This window comes from Gephyromycinifex aptenodytis (assembly GCF_012277275.1).
GTDB classification, from domain to species: domain Bacteria; phylum Actinomycetota; class Actinomycetes; order Actinomycetales; family Dermatophilaceae; genus Gephyromycinifex; species Gephyromycinifex aptenodytis.
Window position 1 is genome coordinate 978,339 of sequence record NZ_CP051155.1, and the last position, 17,336, is coordinate 995,674.

Sequence of the window (17,336 nt, forward strand, 5' to 3'; positions counted from 1 at the left end):
GCGCCTCCCCCACAGCGCTACGGCGTCCACCCCCGTTGTCTCCCAACACGATACGCGGGCCTACCAGCTTCCCTGGCAAAACACCCCGGAAGCGAGAACGCCGTCGTGGACACCCGCCGCGACACCCCGTCAACCGGTCCGCGCCAGCCGTGGCAGCGGGTCTGCACCCGACTGGGCCATGACCTAGGTCCCGGCATTTGCAACCTCGGTGTGCCAGACCTGCAGTTCTGCCACAGTGGAGGCATGACCTCTGAGCGTGAGATTGGTGTCACTGAGCTCGCCCTCCGGGACGCGCACCAGAGCTTGATGGCCACCCGCATGGCCCTCGAGGACATGGTTGACGCGTGCGCGGATATTGATAAGGCTGGCTTCTGGAGCGTTGAGTGTTGGGGAGGTGCGACGTTCGACTCCTGCATTCGATTCCTCAACGAGGACCCGTGGGAGCGGCTACGCACCTTCCGCAAACTCCTGCCCAACAGCCGCCTGCAAATGTTGCTCCGGGGGCAGAACCTCCTGGGGTACCGGCACTACGGCGACGATGTCGTCGACCACTTCGTTGAGAAGGCTGCCGAGAACGGCATGGACGTCTTCCGTGTCTTCGACGCCCTCAACGACCCCCGCAACCTCGAACGTGCCATGGCTGCCGTCAAGAAGTCCGGCAAGCACGCCCAAGGCACGGTTTGCTACACCACTTCCCCTCTTCACACCGTCGAGGGCTACGTCAAGCTCGCCAGGCAACTGCAGGAGATGGGTGCTGACTCCATCGCCCTGAAGGACATGGCGGCCCTGCTGAAGCCGCAGCCCGCCTACGACATCGTCAAGGCGATCAAAGAAGAGACCGGCATGCAGGTCAACGTGCACTGCCACGCCACCACCGGTGTCACCTTGGTTTCTTTGATGAAGGCCATCGAAGGCGGCGCCGACGTCGTCGACACCGCCATCAGCTCGATGTCGCTGGGCCCAGGCCACAACCCGACCGAATCCCTGCAGGAGATGCTGGAAGGGACCGGCTTCGTCGCGGACCTGGACAAGGAACTGCTCGGCAACATCAAGCGGCACTTCGCCGCGATCCGCCCCCGCTACAGCAAGTTCATGTCCTCCTTCAGTGTCGAGACCGACATCTTCGACAGCCAGATCCCTGGCGGCATGATCTCCAACATGGAGAGCCAGCTCACCCAGCAGGGCGCCGGCGACAAGCTGCAGGAAGTCCTGCTGGAGGTTCCCCGGGTGCGGGCTGACGCGGGCTTCCCGCCCCTGGTCACCCCGTCCAGCCAGATCGTCGGCACCCAGGCCGTGTTCAACGTGCTCATGGGCAAGTACAAGGTCCTTACGGCCGAGTTCGCCGACCTCATGCTCGGCTACTACGGCTTGACCATCGGCGAGATGAACCCCGAGGTCATCGCCAAGGCCAAGGAACAGACGGGCAAGGACCCCATCACCGACCGCCCCGCCGACCACATCCCCGACGAGTGGGCGAGCCTGCGCGCCGAGGCCGAAAAGGTCGAGGGCTTCAACGGCTCCGATGAGGACGTCCTGACCTACGCGATGTTCCCCAAGGTCGCACCGGGCTTCTTCAAGACTCGTCCCGAGGGCCCCAAGAACGTCGGCCAAGACCCAGCTGAGATGGAGGCCGAGAAGGCTGCCGCTGCCGCTGGCGACAGCAAGAACGGGCCCGTCCGCGGACCGATCAAGTACGAGATCACCCTCAACGGCCACAAGCACTCCGTCGCAGTCAAGCCTGCCTGAGTTCTGAAGGAATCCTTTCGATGACTCAATCACCAAAAACCATGCAGGAGCGGATCGAGGAGCTTCGGGCCAGGCGCGCCGAGGTCGAAGCGGGCGGAGGCGAAGCACGGCACGAGAAGCAGCACGCCCAAGGCAAACTCACCGCCCGTGAGCGTGTCGCCGAGCTGTGCGATCCGCAGACCTTCGAAGAGGTCGGCCTGTTCGCACAACACCGCACCACCTTGTTCGGGATGGACAAGGCCGTCATGCCGGCCGACGGTGTCGTCACCGGCACCGGCACCGTCCTGGGTCGCCCGATCCACCTGGCCAGCCAGGACTTCTCGGTGGCGGGCGGTTCCGCCGGCGAGATGCACTCGATCAAGGTCGCCAACGCGTTGCACTCCGCGCTGGAGAACGGCACCCCGTTCGTGTTCATCAACGACTCCGGTGGCGCCCGCGTCCAGGAGGGCATCGACAGCCTTTCCGGCTACGGCAAGGTGTTCTACAAGAACGTTGCGCTCTCCGGTGTGGTCCCGCAGATCTCGATCATCGCCGGTCCGTGTGCCGGTGGCGCGGTCTACTCCCCGGCCCTGACCGACTTCATCATCCAGACCCAGGCATCCCGGATGTTCATCACCGGCCCTGACGTCATCAAGCAGGTCACCGGCGAGCAGGTCAGCGCCGAAGACCTCGGCGGGCCGGCCGCGCACATGGGCCGCTCCGGTGTCACGCACTTCGTTGCTGAGAACGATGAGCAGGCCATGCTCATCGCCAAGAAGCTGCTCAGCTTCCTGCCCAGCAACAACACCGAAGACCCGCCCTACATCGAGGGCTTCGAAGACGTCGAGAGCAACCCCCGTCTGAACGAGATCATCCCGGACGAGGGCAAGAAGGGCTACGACGTCCGCGAGATCATCGCCGAGATCATCGACGGCGGCGACTTCCTTGAGGTCCAGGCCGGTTACGCGATGAACATCGTCATCGGTTTCGGCCGGATCACGGGTCAGACGGTGGGCTTCATCGCCAACCAGAGCAACCACATGTCCGGCGTGCTCGACATCAACGCCTCCGACAAGGCTGCCCGGTTCATCCGGTTCTGCAACGCCTTCAACATTCCGGTGGTCAACCTGGTCGATGTTCCGGGCTTCCTGCCCGGCACTGAGCAGGAGTACGGAGGCATCATCCGCCACGGCGCGAAGATGCTGTACGCCTACAGCTCGGCCACGGTCCCCAAGATCACGGTTGTGCTGCGTAAGGCTTACGGCGGATCCTACCTGGCGATGTGCAACAAGGACCTCGGCGCTGACCGGGTGTTCGCGTGGCCGACCGCCGAGATCGCCGTCATGGGCGCCGAGGGTGCTGCCGGGGTGGTCTTCCGCAAGGAGATCGCCGCGTCGGAGGACCCCGCGGCCAAACGCGCCGAGCTGGTGCAGTTGTACCGGGACGCCTTCTCGACGCCGTACGTGGCAGCATCCCGAGGCCAGGTGGACGCCATCATCGAGCCTTCGGAGACCCGTCGCTACATCGCCCGGGCTCTGGAGCAGCTCGCCGGTAAGCGCGAGCTGCGTCCGGCCAAGAAGCACGGACTCATCCCGCTCTGATCGAACCGACACCGAGGAGAACACGTTGAGCAACGACCAAGCGACCATCGAGTCGCTCAAGGCGCTCATCTCCGACTTGTCGGCCCGTATCGACACGCTGGAGAACGAGCTTCACCACCACCACCCCGCGGACGAAGTTGCCGAAGAAGTCGTGCTCGCCATTTCGGCGGCGTGCGCGGCCTATTTGGGAAAGCGCGCCGTGGTCAAGAAGGTGCGCGTCCGCCGCGGCAACAACTGGGCTGCTCAGGCTCGCTCCGACATCCACCGCTCGCACGCCGCGTTCGGTACGCGGTGAGCCTGCAGACACTGACGATCCCCGAGGGATGACATGAAGCTGAAGGTAACGGTCGACGGCACGGTCTACGACGTGGACGTCGAGGTTGAAGAGGAGCCCACGCCCTCGCTCGGCACGGTGCTCGTGGGCAGCATGAGCGCGCACGGCGTCACGCCGACGATGGCCAAAGCGCCGGCGTCTGCTTCGAACGCACTCACCGCGAACTTGTCCGGCACAGTGGTCAAGGTCGTCGTTGAGGACGGACAGCAGGTCAAGGCCGGTGAGACCCTCCTCGTGCTGGAGGCGATGAAGATGGAGACCGAGGTGACCGCTCCCAAGGACGGCACCATCGGCTCGGTCGAGGTCGCCGTCGGTGACGCGGTCCAGGGCGGCCAAGTCCTCATCGAGTGGGCTGAAGAGAAAGAGTGATCCGGCTCAACAGCCGGTGACATAGACGGGTCAGGCCCCGCCGCTGCGTAACGCAACGGCGGGGCCTGCCTGATGTCTGCACGTGAAACGCGGCGCGACTCCCCCAGCATCGATCAAATCCGGTAGGGCGAGACCACCTCTGCGTCTACGGGCATGAGGGTGAGATCGACGGGTTGCCTCGACCCAGGATGGAGGCTGTCCCGGCTCAGAACGGCGTAGCGCCGGGCGCTGAGTGCACTGAAGGCCGCGCTGGGGGCAGCGCTCCAGGGCCTGGTTGTGGAGCCGGCGGTTGCGGTCAGGTCACGCCCCGTGACGAGCTGCGGATCGCTTCCAGCGGATGGCGGCCTCGAGGAAGCCGTCGATGTCGCCGTCGAAGACCGCGGAGGTGTTGCCGACCTCGTGTTCGGTGCGCAGGTCCTTGACCATCTGGTACGGGTGCAGCACGTAGCTGCGCATCTGGTCGCCCCAGCTGGCTTTGACGTCACCGGCCATCTCCTTACGGGTGTCCGCTTCCTCCTGCTGCTTCAGCAGCAGCAGGCGGGACTGCATGACCCGCAAGGCGGCGGCACGGTTCTGGATCTGGCTCTTCTCGTTCTGCATCGAGACGACGATCCCGGTCGGCAAGTGCGTCATGCGCACGGCCGAGTCGGTGGTGTTCACGCTCTGGCCACCAGGGCCCGAACTGCGGAAGACGTCGATCTTCAGGTCGTTGTCAGGGATTTCGATGTGGTCGGTCTGCTCGATGAGCGGAACCACCTCGACCGCTGCGAACGAGGTCTGACGGCGTCCCTGGTTGTCGAAGGGACTGATACGCACCAACCGGTGCGTCCCAGCCTCGACTGAGAGGTTCCCGAACGCATACGGCACATTCACCTCGAAGGTGGCCGACTTCAGCCCGGCTTCTTCGGCGTAGGAGGTGTCCATGACGCGGGTCGGGTAGCCGTGACGCTCGGCCCAGCGCAGATACATCCGCATGAGCATCTCAGCAAAGTCTGCGGCGTCGACACCGCCGGCCCCGGCCCGGATGGTCACCACGGCCTCACGTTTGTCGTACTCCCCCGACAGCAGCGTCTTGACCTCGAGCTCGGCTACCGCCTTACGCAACGACGCGAGCTCGGTCTCAGCCTCGGCCATCGCGTCGGAGCTTTCCTCGCCCTGGGCTTCCATGCCCATCTCCACGAGCACCTCGAGGTCCTCGATCCGCTGATCCATACCCAGGATCCGCTCCAGCTCGGAGTTGGCCCGCGACAGGGTCGAGGTCACCTTCTGGGCGGCGTCGGGGTCGTCCCACAGATCAGGCGCCCCCGACTTCTCCTCGAGGTCAGCGATCTGTGCCCGCAACGCGTCCAGATCGATGACCTGGCGCACCGATTCCATCGTCTGGGCGAGCGCTTTCAGTTCAGCTGCGAAGTCAGTTGCCACAAGGCGTTAGCCTACGCGACCGGCCGACCCCGCGAAGGCGCACCGTCTCGGTTCTGATTCCGCGCCTCACAACAACGGGTGCAGCGGCGCCAGGACTCGCTCGACGAAACGGTTGACCTTCCCGCGTTTCTCCCACTCTTCAAGGGTGAGCTGACGGCAATTGTCCAGGTCCATCCGGAAGATCCGCTCCATCTCCCTGGCCTGATCGTCACTGATGAGTTCCAGGTTGACCTCGTAGTTGCCGGTCAGGGAGAGCCGGTCAATGTTGGCGGTGCCGACCGTGCTCCAACGGCCATCGACCGTGGCTGTCTTGGCGTGCACCATCGCATGCCGGTACAGCCAGATGGTCACGCCGCCGGCGAGCAGCTGTTCGAAGTACCCGCGAGCCACCCAGTCGGCCACGATGTGGTTGCTGTATTCAGGCACGATGACCCGTACGTCCACGCCGCGGCGCGCAGCCGCAAGCAGGGCGTGCAGGATCTCGGCGTCAGGAATGAAATACGCCTGGGTGATGTAGACCCGCTCACAGGCCCGATCGATCGCCTTGAGGTAGAGACCCCGCACCGGGAAGAGCATCCGCCCGGGTGCGTTTCGGGCCGCCTCGATCCGCGCGTCCCAGGAGGCCGCCCCGCGGTCCGGCAGCGCCGGCAGGCGCTTGCCGCGATACTCGTTCCAGAAGTCCACGAAGGCGTTGTCGAGTTCCCAGACCGCTGGGCCGACGACCCGAAGGTGGGTGTCGCGCCACTCCTCGGCGAACAACCGTCCGATGTTGTAACCGCCGACAAAGCCCACCCTGCGGTCCACGACCAGGATCTTTCGGTGATCCCGGCCGAGGTTACGGATGCCCGGCTTGACGAACAGCCGCCGCCGCAGAACCGGGAACCGCAAGACGTGGATCGGCTCCGGCAGGTTGAAGAACGACGGGGGCACCACGAGGTTGCCGAACGCGTCGTACACGACGTAGACGTCCACGCCGCGACGGGAAGCGTCGATGAGGGCGGCCTTGAACTCCTCACCGACCTCGTCGCCCTTCCAGATGTAGGACTCAAAGTAGACGGTGTGCTCGGCGGAGCGGATCGCCTCGAGCATGTCCTTGTAGACGTCCATGCCAGAGGTGTAGGTCGTGACTGCCGAACCCCCGACATCCACCGTGGTCGGCTCGACATAGGGGTAGCCGTTGGGCGGTGGCTGCCGACGCTTTCGGATCTCATCGACTGTGATTACTCCGGCGATAGCGACGACCTGGGTGGCGACCAGGCCGCCCACGTAAAGCTGGGCGAGGCGGACGAGCCTCGATGAGAACCGCGAAGATGCCATGGGACCAACTTAACGTCATGGATGCAGCAGCCCGGCAAAGACTCGGCAGGTTAAGCGTTCGGCCCGTACTCTCGGTCCTCATGGGGGTACGGGTGTGGTTGCGCGACGGACGCATCGAGCAGTACGGCCGCTCCGGTGACAAGGAGTGGACCGCTCGCCGCGACGAGTACGACGCCACCCTCCTGGTGGCCTACCTGCGGGCGGGCCAGTTCGAGGAGGTGCGCCGTTTCTACCGTGGCGACGAGTGGTCCCGCGTCGAGATCTCTTAGTCAGTTACCCGTTCCGGGGGAAGCGACCGAGGGCTCATAGCTCCACAGTTCCGCGCTGAGACCGACCGGCTTACCGCTGGGGGCTTGACCTGCCGACTCCGGTGCGGCAGCGGCGCCCTTGTGGCCTTCCTTGAAGTTGGCGCTGGAAGTCCACGCCTGGAAGGAAGCTTCGTCGGCCCACCGGGTGATGACCAGCCACACGTTGCGTCCGTCCGTGGGCTTGAGCAGCTCGAAACCTTCGAACCCGGGCTGCCCATCGACCGAACCGGCGCGGGCCGCGAACCGCTGCGCGAGCGCGTCGCCGCTGTCTGCAGGGACGGTGATGGCGTTGATCTTGATGACGCTCAAAGTGACCTCCGTGGATCGGTGGATACCGCAGCTCGCGCAAGCCGCGCTGCCCGGCATCCTCAGCGTGGCGGACATCCTGCCCACCCGCACCCCAACCTAACCGCAGCGCGATTCCCCTCGGTGCGGACCGCCCTTCCTCGGCTCGCCTGCGCGCAGCGACCACTTGCCCGCAACAGCCAAGGTGGGCCCGCACAGAAGGAAGGCACCGTGACGACGCCCCTGCGTGCTCTCAGCAGGGGCACGCCCAACACCTGGCGGAAAGTCCAGCGCCGCCTCCGGCTAGGGCCCCAAGCCTGACATCCCTGCGGGGAGCTCTTCGAAGGTGCCGACTTGCGCAGGTCTGATCTTCGACCCTCCCGGGCCCCGGAAAGCGGCGGTTGTGTCCTGCGCGGTCGGTTTGTGGCTGCAGGGCTGGAACGATGGGCCCATGGACGAGGAGATTGTGGTGACCCGGCGCTGGCGGATTCCCTCCGCTGAACTCAGCGAACGGTTCTCCCACGCTTCCGGGCCAGGTGGGCAGGGGGTCAACACCGCCGACTCCCGCGTCGAGTTGACCTTTGACATCGCCCGGGCGCCCTCAGTGCCGCTGCACCTGCGGCAACGCCTGCTGGAACGACTGTCCGGGCGTCTGGTCGAGGGGCGCATCACCATCGCGGTAGCCGAACGGCGCAGCCAACTGGCCAATCGGCGCATCGCCCGGGAGCGACTGGCCCAGCTCCTGCGCGAAGGCGCCGCTCCCCCACCGCCGAAACGACGCCCGACCACCCCCACCCGGGGCTCGAAGGAGCGGCGACTGGCCGGCAAGAAACGACGCTCGCAGCTCAAACGCGGCCGAGGACGCGGCGGCCCGATCGAATGAGCCCATCTTCGGTCACGGCGCAGGAACCCCCGAGCGCGACACCCACACCCGGGATGGAACCCTGACGCTCGCGATGCCTGCTGAGGCCGCTGAGGCGTGCGCGGGCGCCTTCAGCCGACCGCAGCGACGGCAGCGTGCGCAGGTAGGGAGCTGGTCAACCAGTCGACCGCCTGCGCTGCCGTCCACCCCTCCGGATGCAGTTCCAGCAGCCTGCGCGGGCCTTCCAGGTCCTGACCCAGGGTGATGGCCGGCATCTCCCGGTAGCCGTCCCGGCGTTCCTGTCCTAAGCCGATATTGGCCATCAGCGCGTTACACAGGCACTTGCGACCCACGGTGTCGGCGATGTCGCCGCCCTTCTTGAGGAACATGTGCACCGGCTCCGAGGCGCACCGATAGCCCAACGATCCGTCCTCGCGTTCGTAGGGAGCCCGCAGGTAAGACAGGTCGCATAGGCGCGGCCGAGCCTCGTAGACGGTGTCCTCGGACAGCGAACCGGGCACGCTGGCCACCTTGAACGGAAACCCCGTAGGCGAAGCCCGCGGATCGTTACGTACCAGCAGGTCGCCGCGGCGCAGTTCCTCCATCAACAGCTGATGCATCTGCGGCGAAAGACCAGTCTCTGCGCACAGTGCGAAGATCGTGCCGCACTGCACACCCACAGCCCCCAGTTCGACCGCCTCGGCGACCTTTTCGGGGGTGCTGTGCGCACCGGCGAGCCAGAACGGCAGCCCCACAGCGGCGATCTTGGCCAGATCAGCCATGTCGCGATCGCCATAGACCGGCTGCCCGAGCTCATCCAGGGTCATCTTGCCGCGCGGCGGCGCACTGTGCCCCCCGGCCACCGGGCCTTCGACCACGAACCCGTCGGGTCGGATTTCGGCGTCGCGGAACAGGTAGGTCGCCAAGCTGTGCAGCGAGATGATCGCCAGGAACTGTGGACGCTTCAGCGCCGGGAGCTCATCGCCCAGCAGAGCGACCGGGTCCACGCTCGAGGTGTAGTGCTGCGAAGCGCCGGCGACATCGATAGAGATACCGCCTTCTCTACCCTGGGCCAGGTCCGTGAGCAGTCGCGGGATCTCGCGTGGAATACCTGCCCCCATCAGCACGTAGTCGACGCCGCCGAGCATGGCGCCCAGGGCAGCCGAGGGGGTGGCCATCTGGATCTTCTCCAGGAAGTTGATCCCGATCAGGCCGTCGTGACCCTCCTTGGCCAGCCACACCTCGACGAAGTTGCTGAGCACCGACAGTTCGAGAGCGGCCTGGGTGGGGCTCACGGTCAAGGTGGGGTTCGGCCGGTACGGCGCCCCCTGACGTCCCTGCGGCCGGTAGTAGCGCTCCACAGCGCGCTGGGCCATGGCCGGGCTCGGGAAATGTTCGAGGGCGCGGCGGCGGTGCCCGCCGGGGTCGCCATCCTGGAGATCTCTGGCCAGCACTGCGTCCAAGGCCGTCCCAGAGACGACTCCCATGCCGCCATGTCGGGCGACTTCGCGCGCCAGACCCCAGGAGGAGACGGCAACGCCCATGCCACCCTGGATGACGGTGGGCAGGTTGGTGCTGGCCACGAGGAACCTCCGGGACCGTAGGTTACGGGAACGTAGGGAACCTATGCCCCCGCCTCGTCAGACGCACCCCCGGTACCGCGATACGGACGGGTCACGAGGCGGAGGACTGAGACGCCCGCAGAATCGGGTAAAGTGCAGGCCAGAGATCCTCAGTCTGCTGCCAGAGTCGGCGCCAATGCGCAAGTGGGTGAAATCACCATGCGCAATATTGGCTCGCCCCCTTGTGCTTACATGCCTACATCTGTGACCCTGGAACAAGCACGGGATGCGCGGCGTTGTTTCGTGTGTCTTAAGCGGGGGCTCGAGTACCAGCGTTGGTATTGCGGCCCCCTGTGTGATGCCCGGACGTGACCCGTCCCGGGTCGCGCGCCTTACCGCTGGCATGGCGCACCGTCGATGAACCCCGCATGAGCCTAGGGTTCGCGCAAAGCAAGGAGTAACCCTGATGGATTGGCGCAATCGCGCTGCGTGTTTGGACGAGGACCCTGAACTCTTCTTCCCAATCGGCAACACCGGGCCTGCACTCATGCAGATCGAAGAGGCAAAGGCCGTCTGCCGACGCTGCGAAGTACAAGAAACCTGCCTGAAGTGGGCGCTCGAGTCCGGGCAAGACGCTGGGGTGTGGGGCGGTCTGTCCGAGGACGAACGTCGAGCACTCAAGCGACGCAACGCTCGTGCACGCCGCGCCAGCTGATCAGTCGGTCCACGAACCATCGGCCTCTCAGCAACCGAGAACCGCCAACGGCCAACGGCCGACGGCGGTTCTCCACGTTGGGCACCGGTGACTCATCGGTGCCTCAGCAGTGCCCGCTGAGGCGGGGCGGCTCAGCGCGTCTCGCTCTCCCAGTGGCGAAGCCGGGCGATGAATCGGGCCACAGTGCCGCCACCCTGGCGCGGCCCCCAGGTGATGCTGCCGCGTAGATCTTGCACCAAAGCTGCGACGATCTGCGTTCCCAGCCCGGCGCTGCCAGCCCGGAAGTCCGCCGGCAGGCCGACACCGTCGTCTTCGACCGCGACGGTCAGCAATTCCTCATCGTCACCGGCGCTTTCCCGCTCAGCCGTGATCATCAGCCGCCCGCCGTCGGGGGCCAGTCCGTGCTCGACGGCGTTGTGCACAAGCTCGGTGACGATCATCGCCAGGGCGTTGGCGTCCTCGGCCGCAACCTTGCCGAAGCTGCCCTCGATCGACCACTCCACGGCCCCCGAGTTGCCCGCCACCTCCACCACCGCCGTCAAACCGCGCGTGACGATCTCATCGAACTCGACCGCTTCGTCCAGGGTCCGACTCAAGGTGTCGTGCACCAGCGCGATGGTGCCCACCCGGCGTTCGGCTTCCAGCAACGCCGCTTTGGCCTGATCGTCGGGAACTCGGCGGGACTGCAGCCGGATCAACGCGGCCACGGTCTGCAGATTGTTCTTCACTCGATGGTGGATCTCACGAATCGTGGCGTCCTTGGTGAGGATCTCGCGTTCGCGTCGACGCAGTTCCGTGACGTCGCGAAGCAGGACCAGGGCACCGATGCGCTCCTCATGAGCCCACAGCGGCACCGTGCGCAGCGACAGGCTCACCCCGCGAGCCTCAATGTCGCTGCGCCAAGGGGCTTTACCGGTGACCACCAACGGGAGCGACTCATCGACGATGCTGTGGTCCTGGAGCACGTCGGTGACGATGCGACTCAGGGGCTCCCCAACGATCTGATCGCGATGACCGATTCGGTGCACCGCCGAGGTGGCGTTCGGGCTGGCGTAGGTGATGATGCCGTCGGCGTCCAGGCGGATGACACCATCACCCACCCGCGGCGCGCCACGGCGGTGCGCGGTCGGGATGTCTGTCAGCGGGAAACGGCCTGCGGAGATCATCGTCACCAGAACGTCAGCGATCGCCCGGTAGGTGATCTCCAGCCGGCTCGGCGTGCGCATCGTCGCCAGGTTGCTGTGCCGGGTGATCACGGCGATCCGGCGGCCCTTTCGGACCACAGGGTAGGCCTCCTCACGGATCGGCCGGTCGTCGCGCCACTCTGCGCTGGGGTCGCGGACCGGTTCCTGGGAGGCTGCGCACCGATCCAGCAGCACCCGGCGCGAGGGCGTCGCGCGGGTACCCACAACGTCTTCGAAGATCACCAGCGGGCCGGTGTTAGGGCGAATATGCCCGGCCACCATCCACACCCGCTCCTCTGTCTGGGGAGCCGGTTCGGCTGCCGCCGGCTGTTGCGAGGGGACCGCCTCGGAACGCAACCGGCTACCGCCGCCGCGGCTGTGCTCGGCGTCAGCTGGTTCCGGTCTGACCTGCACCCACAGCACCAGGTCAGCGAAGGAAAGGTCGGAGATGAGCTGCCAGTCCCCCACGAGTTGATGAAGCCACTCGATATCGGCGGGCAGTAGCTCGGGAGCACGGGCGAGCGTCTCGTTCAGCGTCGGCACCCCTTGAGCGTACGTGCCACCAGCCCGGACTCGGCACAGCAGCGCCCCTGGGGAACGGATCCCCAGGGGCGCCACCTTTGTCAGTCAGCTCGCAGCGTGCCTCAGGCGGTCACGCTCCCGGCGCGTACCAGACTGCGCAAGGTGCGCAGCGCCACCGACAGCGGCGCGATCCCGGGGTTGTCCAAACTCTTGACCCCTTCCAGCGCCGTGCGCGAACGCGCCAGCGAAGTGGCGTTGTTCTCCTGCCACGTCTCGATCCGCGCCATCGGCTCCTGTTCGGCGTCGGTGGCGGCGTGGATCACCCGGGTCAGGCCTTCCAGCGCCGCATACAGATCGTCGCGCATCGCACCGCGGGCCAAAGCATCCCACTGGTTCTCGTGCTCCAGGTTCGCCACCCGGTACAGCATCTCGTCCAGCCCGAAGCGTTCCGAGACCGAGAAGTACAACGGCCCGATCTCGTCTGCGGTGGCCTCGGTCTCCCCCGCCAGTTCGGTGATGTCCAAGCTGGAGAAGGCATCGAGCAGGCCAGCGGCTCGAACCGCAAGCTCTTCAGGAACGCCTGCCTTGACGTACTCATCGGCCTGATTACGCAGCCGATCGCTCTCTGAGCCGCGCAGCCACTGCGGCACATTGGCGGCGACCTGCTCCACCGTTGCCTGGAAACGCGAGATCTCGGCAGCGACGTCCAACGGCGACGGACGGTTCTGCAGGAACCAGCGCACCCCGCGGTCGAGCAACCGCCGGAACTCCAGGTACAGCTCGGTCTGGGTGTCGGTGGAGACGATGTTGTCCAGTGCCTCCACCTGCTCCACGAAGGAGCGCAGCCCGAAGACCTCGCGGCAGATGATGAACGCCCGCGCGATCTGGTCCACACGCGCCCCGGTCTCCTCCATGGCGCGGTACACGAACGTGGGCCCACCGCGGTTGATCACCGAGTTCGCCACCGCGTTGACGATGATCTCCGCGGCCAGCGGGTGCTCGGACAGCCGGTCACCGAAGCGTTCCTGGAGCGGCTCGGGGAAGTACTCGGCCAGGGTGGAGGCGAACCACGGTTCGTCCGCGAGGTCGCTGTCGGTCAGATCAGCCTTCAGCGCCAGCTTGGCGTAGGCGACCAGCACCGCGAACTCCGGTGAGGTCAAACCGCGTCCGGAGGCCACCCGCTCCTCGATGAGCGCGTCACTGGGGAGGAATTCCAGCGAACGATCGAGCTCGCCGCGTTCGGTGAGCCAGTTCATGAAGCGCTGGTGGATACCAACCATGAGGTGCTCTTGACTGCGGGCATTACCCAACAACACGTTCTGCTCGTAGTTGTCCCGCAACACCTGGACCGCGACCTCATCGGTCATGGAGGCCAGCAGTTCGTTGCGCTGCTTGAGGGTCAGGTCGTCCTCTCGCATCAACCCGGTGAGCAGGATCTTGATGTTCACCTCGTGGTCGGAGGTGTCCACCCCTGCGGAGTTGTCGATGGCGTCGGTGTTGATCCGTACCCCGGCAAGAGCCGCTTCGATCCGGCCCAACTGGCTGGCGCCGAGGTTGCCGCCTTCACCAACGACCTTGCAACGCAGATCTTTACCGTCGACGCGGATAGCGTCGTTGGCACGGTCACCGATCTGGGCGTTGACCTCAGTCGAGGACTTGATGTAGGTACCGATGCCGCCGTTCCACACCAGATCCACCGGGGCCTGCAGCACCGCTCGCATGAGCTCGGCCGGCGTCAACGCAGTGTCGGACTCCAATCCAAGCACCTGCTGCATCTGCGGGCTGATCTTGATGGACTTGGCCGTGCGGGAGAAGACACCACCACCTTCGCTGATGAGTGAGGTGTCGTAGTCCGCCCAGGACGAACGCGGCAGTTCGAACAAGCGTTTGCGCTCGGCGAAGCCCGTGGCTGCGTCGGGGTCGGGGTCGATGAAGATGTGCCGGTGGTCGAACGCCGCCACCAGCTTGATGTGCTCAGACAGCAACATCCCGTTGCCGAAGACGTCGCCGCTCATGTCACCGACACCGACCACGGTGAAGTCCTCGGTCTGGGTGTCGTGGCCCATCTCCCGGAAGTGCCGCTTGACCGACTCCCAAGCACCTCGGGCGGTGATTCCCATGCCCTTGTGGTCGTATCCGGCCGAGCCGCCGGAGGCGAAAGCATCGTCGAGCCAGAAGCCGTAGTCCTGGGCGACACCGTTGGCGATGTCGGAGAACTTCGCGGTGCCCTTGTCGGCGGCAACGACCAGGTAGGGGTCTTCGGGATCGTGAGGGACCACCCGCGGGGGCGCAACGACCTCGGCACCGACACGGTTGTCCGTGACGTCGAGCATGGCCGAGATGAACAGCTTGTAGGCGGCCGTGCCCTCAGCCAGCCAGGCTTCGCGATCGGCTGGGTCGGGCAGCTGCTTGGCGATGAATCCGCCCTTACTGCCCGTCGGCACGATGACGGAGTTCTTGACCATCTGCGCCTTGACCAACCCGAGGACCTCGGTGCGGAAGTCCTCACGTCGGTCGCTCCAGCGCAGACCACCACGGGCGACCTTGCCGAAGCGCAGGTGCACGCCCTCGACCCGGGGTCCGTAGACCCAGATCTCGAACATGGGGCGCGGTTCGGGCAGTCCGGGGATCGCCTGCGGATCCAACTTGAAGCACACCGTGGGCTTGTACCCCTCGGTTGCGCTGCCCTGGAAGAAGTTCGTGCGCAGCGTCGCCTTCATCGTGGCCAGGAAGGCGCGGATGATGCGGTCCTCATCGAGGCTGACGACGTCCTCCAGCGCAGCCTCGATCTGCTCCTCCATGCTCTGCTGCGCTTCGTCGCGGGACTGCTGCGCCTCGTCCAGGTCAGGGTCGAAGCGTGCCTCGAAGAACTGGACCAGCATGCGCGCGATCGGAGAGTTATTCCGGAGTGCGTCCTCGACGTAGCGGTTACTGAACGTTGAACCCGCCTGACGCAGGTAGCGCGCGACCGTGCGCAGAATGACGATCTGCCGCCAGGTCAGCCCGGCCGAGAGCACCAACGCGTTGAAACCATCCGACTCGGCCTGCCCGGTCCAGACTGCCTCGAAGGCGTCCTGAAAAGCGCGGCGAATGCCGTCCTGACCCTGCGTCCACGAGGCTTCCTCAGCGCGCAGACCGAAGTCGTAGACGTGGTAGACGACGTCGTCGGCCCGGTGCAGTTCGTACGGCCGCTCATCAGTGACTTCGACGCCCATGTCGGTGAACACCGGCAACACTGTGCTCAGCGTTACCGGGCCGCGACGGTACAGCTTCAAGCGGCGTTCGCCCTGCGGAGCGCCAGGTGCGTGGTAGAGGTTCAGACGGAAATCGCCTTCGGCATCCAACGCCTCCACGTGGCGCAGGTCGGCCACTGCCACCCGGGCGGAGAAGTCCTCCTTGTACGCCTCCGGGAAGGCCCGCCCGTATTGCCCGATGACGCGGCTGCCCGCTTCCTCGCCATGTTCGGAGCGGGAGGCCTCGACGAGGTCCTCGTCCCAGGAGCGCGTCGCCTCCGAGAGCTGACGCTGAAGATCGTCGACCTTGACATCAGGAATGGTGTCGCCCTCGGCTACCCGGACCACGAAGTGCAACCGCGCCAAGCTCGATTCCGACACGCGGGTGGTGTATTCGACGTGTGCACCGTTGAAGGCGTCGCGCAGCAGTCCCTCCATCCGCAGCCGGACAGCGGTGGTGTAGCGATCCCGCGGAATGTACACCAGGCAGGACATGAAGCGGCCGTACTCGTCGCGGCGCAGGAACAGCCGAGTGCGGCGCTGCTCACGCAGGTGCACCACTGCCTTGGCGGTGTCGACGAGGTGCTCCAGGTCAGCCTGGAACAGTTCGTCACGCGGGTAGGTCTCAAGTACCCCGAGCAAGTCCTTGCCGAGGTGGCTGTCGGCCGCGAATCCCGAATCCGCCAGGATCCGGTGCACCTTCTCGGCCAGGTAGGGAACTGCCAGCACCGACCAGGTGTAGGCGCTGGCGGTGAACAAACCGATGAAGCGCTGTTCGCCGATGACCTCGCCGGACTCGTCGAAGGACTTCACACCGACGTAGTCCAGATAGACCGAGCGGTGGACGGTGCTGCGGGAGTCTGCCTTGGTGATAATCGCCAGGCTGCGCTCGCGCGCCTTCTGCGCCACGGCCGCAGGCAGCGGCGGAATGGTGTCCACCGCCGGGTTGGCCCCGTCATAGCGCAGCAGGCCGAGGCCGGTGCCCTGGACCGGAACCAAAGAGGTGTCCTCGCCCTGGGTGTTCAGCGTGTACTCGCGATAGCCGAGGAAGGTGAATTGACCCGCCGCCATCCATTCCAGCAGGCCCTTGACCTGGGAAACGCTGTCCTCATCGATTCCCGCGGGCGGCTCGGTGCTGAGCCGGTCGGCGATTTCCTGGGCCTTTGCCGACATCCGTGGCCAGTCCTCGACGGCCACCCGAACATCATCCAGTGTGCGGTGCAGGGCTTCGGCGATCTGCTCGCGTTGAGCGGGGTCGCTTTCCCGACCGATCTGCAGGTGCATCCACGATTCGGCTCCGACGCCGAAGTCAGCTTCTTGCCCATCGACCGCAGTGTCGAGAACCTCTTCCAAGACTCCGACCGCGTTGCGCCGCACCATCAGCTGGGGGTGGACGAGCAGATGCACCGATCGTCCTTGCCGGGCCAGCTCGGCGGTGACCGAGTCGACTAGGAAGGGCATGTCGTCAGTGACGATCTCGATGACGGTGTGGCCGGTAGACCACCCCTCCTGCTCTACCGACGGCGTGAACACCCGGACCTTGGCGGTTCCGGCTGGGCGCTCGTAGGCCAGCGCTCGATGTGACAACGCTGCTCCGACCAGGTCCTCAGGCCGCCGGGCCAAGAGATCCTCGGTCAACATGTGGTGGTAGTACCGATCCAACAGCAACCCAGGCGACTCACCCTCGCTGCGATCTACTAGTCCGGCAGCGTCCTCCAGCAACTGGCGGCGCGACTCCTCCAATGATGCAGACATCCGACCTCATCCCTCATCAGCACAGCGCACCTCGACGTGCGTCCCCTCTGATGCTAGGAGGGGCGAGAGCGCTAGGGGGGCGTATCGCCAAGAATGAGGCCTGATCGAGCGATCCCCGCCGCGAGACCCAGGGGGTGGGCCC

The 17,336-nt window shown here is 65.7% G+C and carries 13 protein-coding genes; 7 read left to right on the top strand and 6 right to left on the bottom strand.

Going from position 1 to position 17,336, the window contains the following annotated elements; all coding sequences use genetic code 11:
• Window positions 1–243 precede the first annotated feature (243 nt).
• The 4 genes from G9V96_RS04130 to G9V96_RS04145 are packed head-to-tail and all read left to right on the top strand — an operon-like array spanning window position 244 to window position 4,029.
• Window positions 244–1,746: a methylmalonyl-CoA carboxytransferase subunit 5S gene (locus G9V96_RS04130; RefSeq protein ID WP_168581898.1), complete on the top strand. Its 1,503-nt coding sequence runs from the start codon at window positions 244–246 to the stop codon at window positions 1,744–1,746.
• A gap of 20 nt (window positions 1,747–1,766) precedes the next feature.
• Window positions 1,767–3,326 carry an acyl-CoA carboxylase subunit beta gene (locus G9V96_RS04135; RefSeq protein ID WP_168581899.1) on the top strand — a complete coding sequence of 520 codons (1,560 nt, stop codon included), beginning with the start codon at window positions 1,767–1,769 and terminating at the stop codon, window positions 3,324–3,326.
• A 25-nt stretch (window positions 3,327–3,351) separates the two neighbouring features.
• Window positions 3,352–3,621 (top strand): hypothetical protein, encoded by a 270-nt coding sequence (locus G9V96_RS04140; RefSeq protein ID WP_168581900.1) that lies wholly within the window; start codon window positions 3,352–3,354, stop codon window positions 3,619–3,621.
• 33 nt (window positions 3,622–3,654) lie between these two features.
• On the top strand, window positions 3,655–4,029 hold the full coding sequence (locus tag G9V96_RS04145; RefSeq protein WP_168581901.1) for a biotin/lipoyl-containing protein: 375 nt from the start codon (window positions 3,655–3,657) through the stop codon (window positions 4,027–4,029).
• 300 nt (window positions 4,030–4,329) lie between these two features.
• On the opposite strand, the gene prfB is transcribed toward G9V96_RS04145, so the two are convergent.
• Both prfB and G9V96_RS04155 read right to left on the bottom strand, forming a co-directional pair.
• Window positions 4,330–5,451, bottom strand: a complete 1,122-nt coding sequence (gene prfB / locus G9V96_RS04150; RefSeq protein ID WP_168581902.1) for a peptide chain release factor 2 — start codon at window positions 5,449–5,451, stop codon at window positions 4,330–4,332.
• Between the two features lie 66 nt (window positions 5,452–5,517).
• A complete protein-coding gene (locus tag G9V96_RS04155) occupies window positions 5,518–6,768 on the bottom strand; it encodes a phospholipase D-like domain-containing protein (RefSeq protein WP_168581903.1) in 1,251 nt (416 codons plus the stop codon).
• An 80-nt stretch (window positions 6,769–6,848) separates the two neighbouring features.
• Between G9V96_RS04155 and G9V96_RS04160 the strand changes: the two genes are divergently transcribed.
• Window positions 6,849–7,037: a hypothetical protein gene (locus G9V96_RS04160; protein WP_168581904.1), complete on the top strand. Its 189-nt coding sequence runs from the start codon at window positions 6,849–6,851 to the stop codon at window positions 7,035–7,037.
• On the opposite strand, the gene G9V96_RS04165 is transcribed toward G9V96_RS04160, so the two are convergent.
• On the bottom strand, window positions 7,038–7,385 hold the full coding sequence (locus G9V96_RS04165) for an antibiotic biosynthesis monooxygenase family protein (RefSeq protein ID WP_168581905.1): 348 nt from the start codon (window positions 7,383–7,385) through the stop codon (window positions 7,038–7,040).
• Window positions 7,386–7,812: 427 nt separating this feature from the next.
• Between G9V96_RS04165 and arfB the strand changes: the two genes are divergently transcribed.
• Entirely contained in the window at window positions 7,813–8,244 is a 432-nt protein-coding gene (gene arfB, locus G9V96_RS04170; protein ID WP_168581906.1) for an alternative ribosome rescue aminoacyl-tRNA hydrolase ArfB, read from the top strand.
• Between the two features lie 110 nt (window positions 8,245–8,354).
• Here arfB and G9V96_RS04175 read toward each other — a convergent pair whose 3' ends face one another.
• Window positions 8,355–9,806: a nitronate monooxygenase gene (locus tag G9V96_RS04175; RefSeq protein ID WP_319643829.1), complete on the bottom strand. Its 1,452-nt coding sequence runs from the start codon at window positions 9,804–9,806 to the stop codon at window positions 8,355–8,357.
• Between the two features lie 445 nt (window positions 9,807–10,251).
• Here G9V96_RS04175 and G9V96_RS04180 point away from each other — a divergent pair, with 445 nt between their 5' ends.
• Entirely contained in the window at window positions 10,252–10,500 is a 249-nt protein-coding gene (locus G9V96_RS04180; protein ID WP_168581907.1) for a WhiB family transcriptional regulator, read from the top strand.
• 131 nt (window positions 10,501–10,631) lie between these two features.
• On the opposite strand, the gene G9V96_RS04185 is transcribed toward G9V96_RS04180, so the two are convergent.
• Together G9V96_RS04185 and G9V96_RS04190 are read right to left on the bottom strand one after the other, a co-directional pair.
• A complete protein-coding gene (locus G9V96_RS04185) occupies window positions 10,632–12,227 on the bottom strand; it encodes a sensor histidine kinase (RefSeq protein WP_168581908.1) in 1,596 nt (531 codons plus the stop codon).
• 101 nt (window positions 12,228–12,328) lie between these two features.
• Window positions 12,329–17,194: an NAD-glutamate dehydrogenase gene (locus G9V96_RS04190; protein WP_168581909.1), complete on the bottom strand. Its 4,866-nt coding sequence runs from the start codon at window positions 17,192–17,194 to the stop codon at window positions 12,329–12,331.
• Window positions 17,195–17,336: the final 142 nt, after the last annotated feature.

Bases quoted from the DNA above. Each gene is read 5' to 3' on its own strand.
- G9V96_RS04130 (WP_168581898.1), top strand. From the start codon at position 244: ATGACCTCTGAGCGTGAGATTGGTGTCACTGAGCTCGCCCTCCGGGAC.
- G9V96_RS04135 (WP_168581899.1), top strand. From the start codon at position 1,767: ATGACTCAATCACCAAAAACCATGCAGGAGCGGATCGAGGAGCTTCGG.
- G9V96_RS04145 (WP_168581901.1), top strand. From the start codon at position 3,655: ATGAAGCTGAAGGTAACGGTCGACGGCACGGTCTACGACGTGGACGTC.
- G9V96_RS04155 (WP_168581903.1), bottom strand. From the start codon at position 6,768: ATGGCATCTTCGCGGTTCTCATCGAGGCTCGTCCGCCTCGCCCAGCTT.
- G9V96_RS04160 (WP_168581904.1), top strand. From the start codon at position 6,849: ATGGGGGTACGGGTGTGGTTGCGCGACGGACGCATCGAGCAGTACGGC.
- arfB (WP_168581906.1), top strand. From the start codon at position 7,813: ATGGACGAGGAGATTGTGGTGACCCGGCGCTGGCGGATTCCCTCCGCT.
- G9V96_RS04180 (WP_168581907.1), top strand. From the start codon at position 10,252: ATGGATTGGCGCAATCGCGCTGCGTGTTTGGACGAGGACCCTGAACTC.
- G9V96_RS04190 (WP_168581909.1), bottom strand. From the start codon at position 17,194: ATGTCTGCATCATTGGAGGAGTCGCGCCGCCAGTTGCTGGAGGACGCT.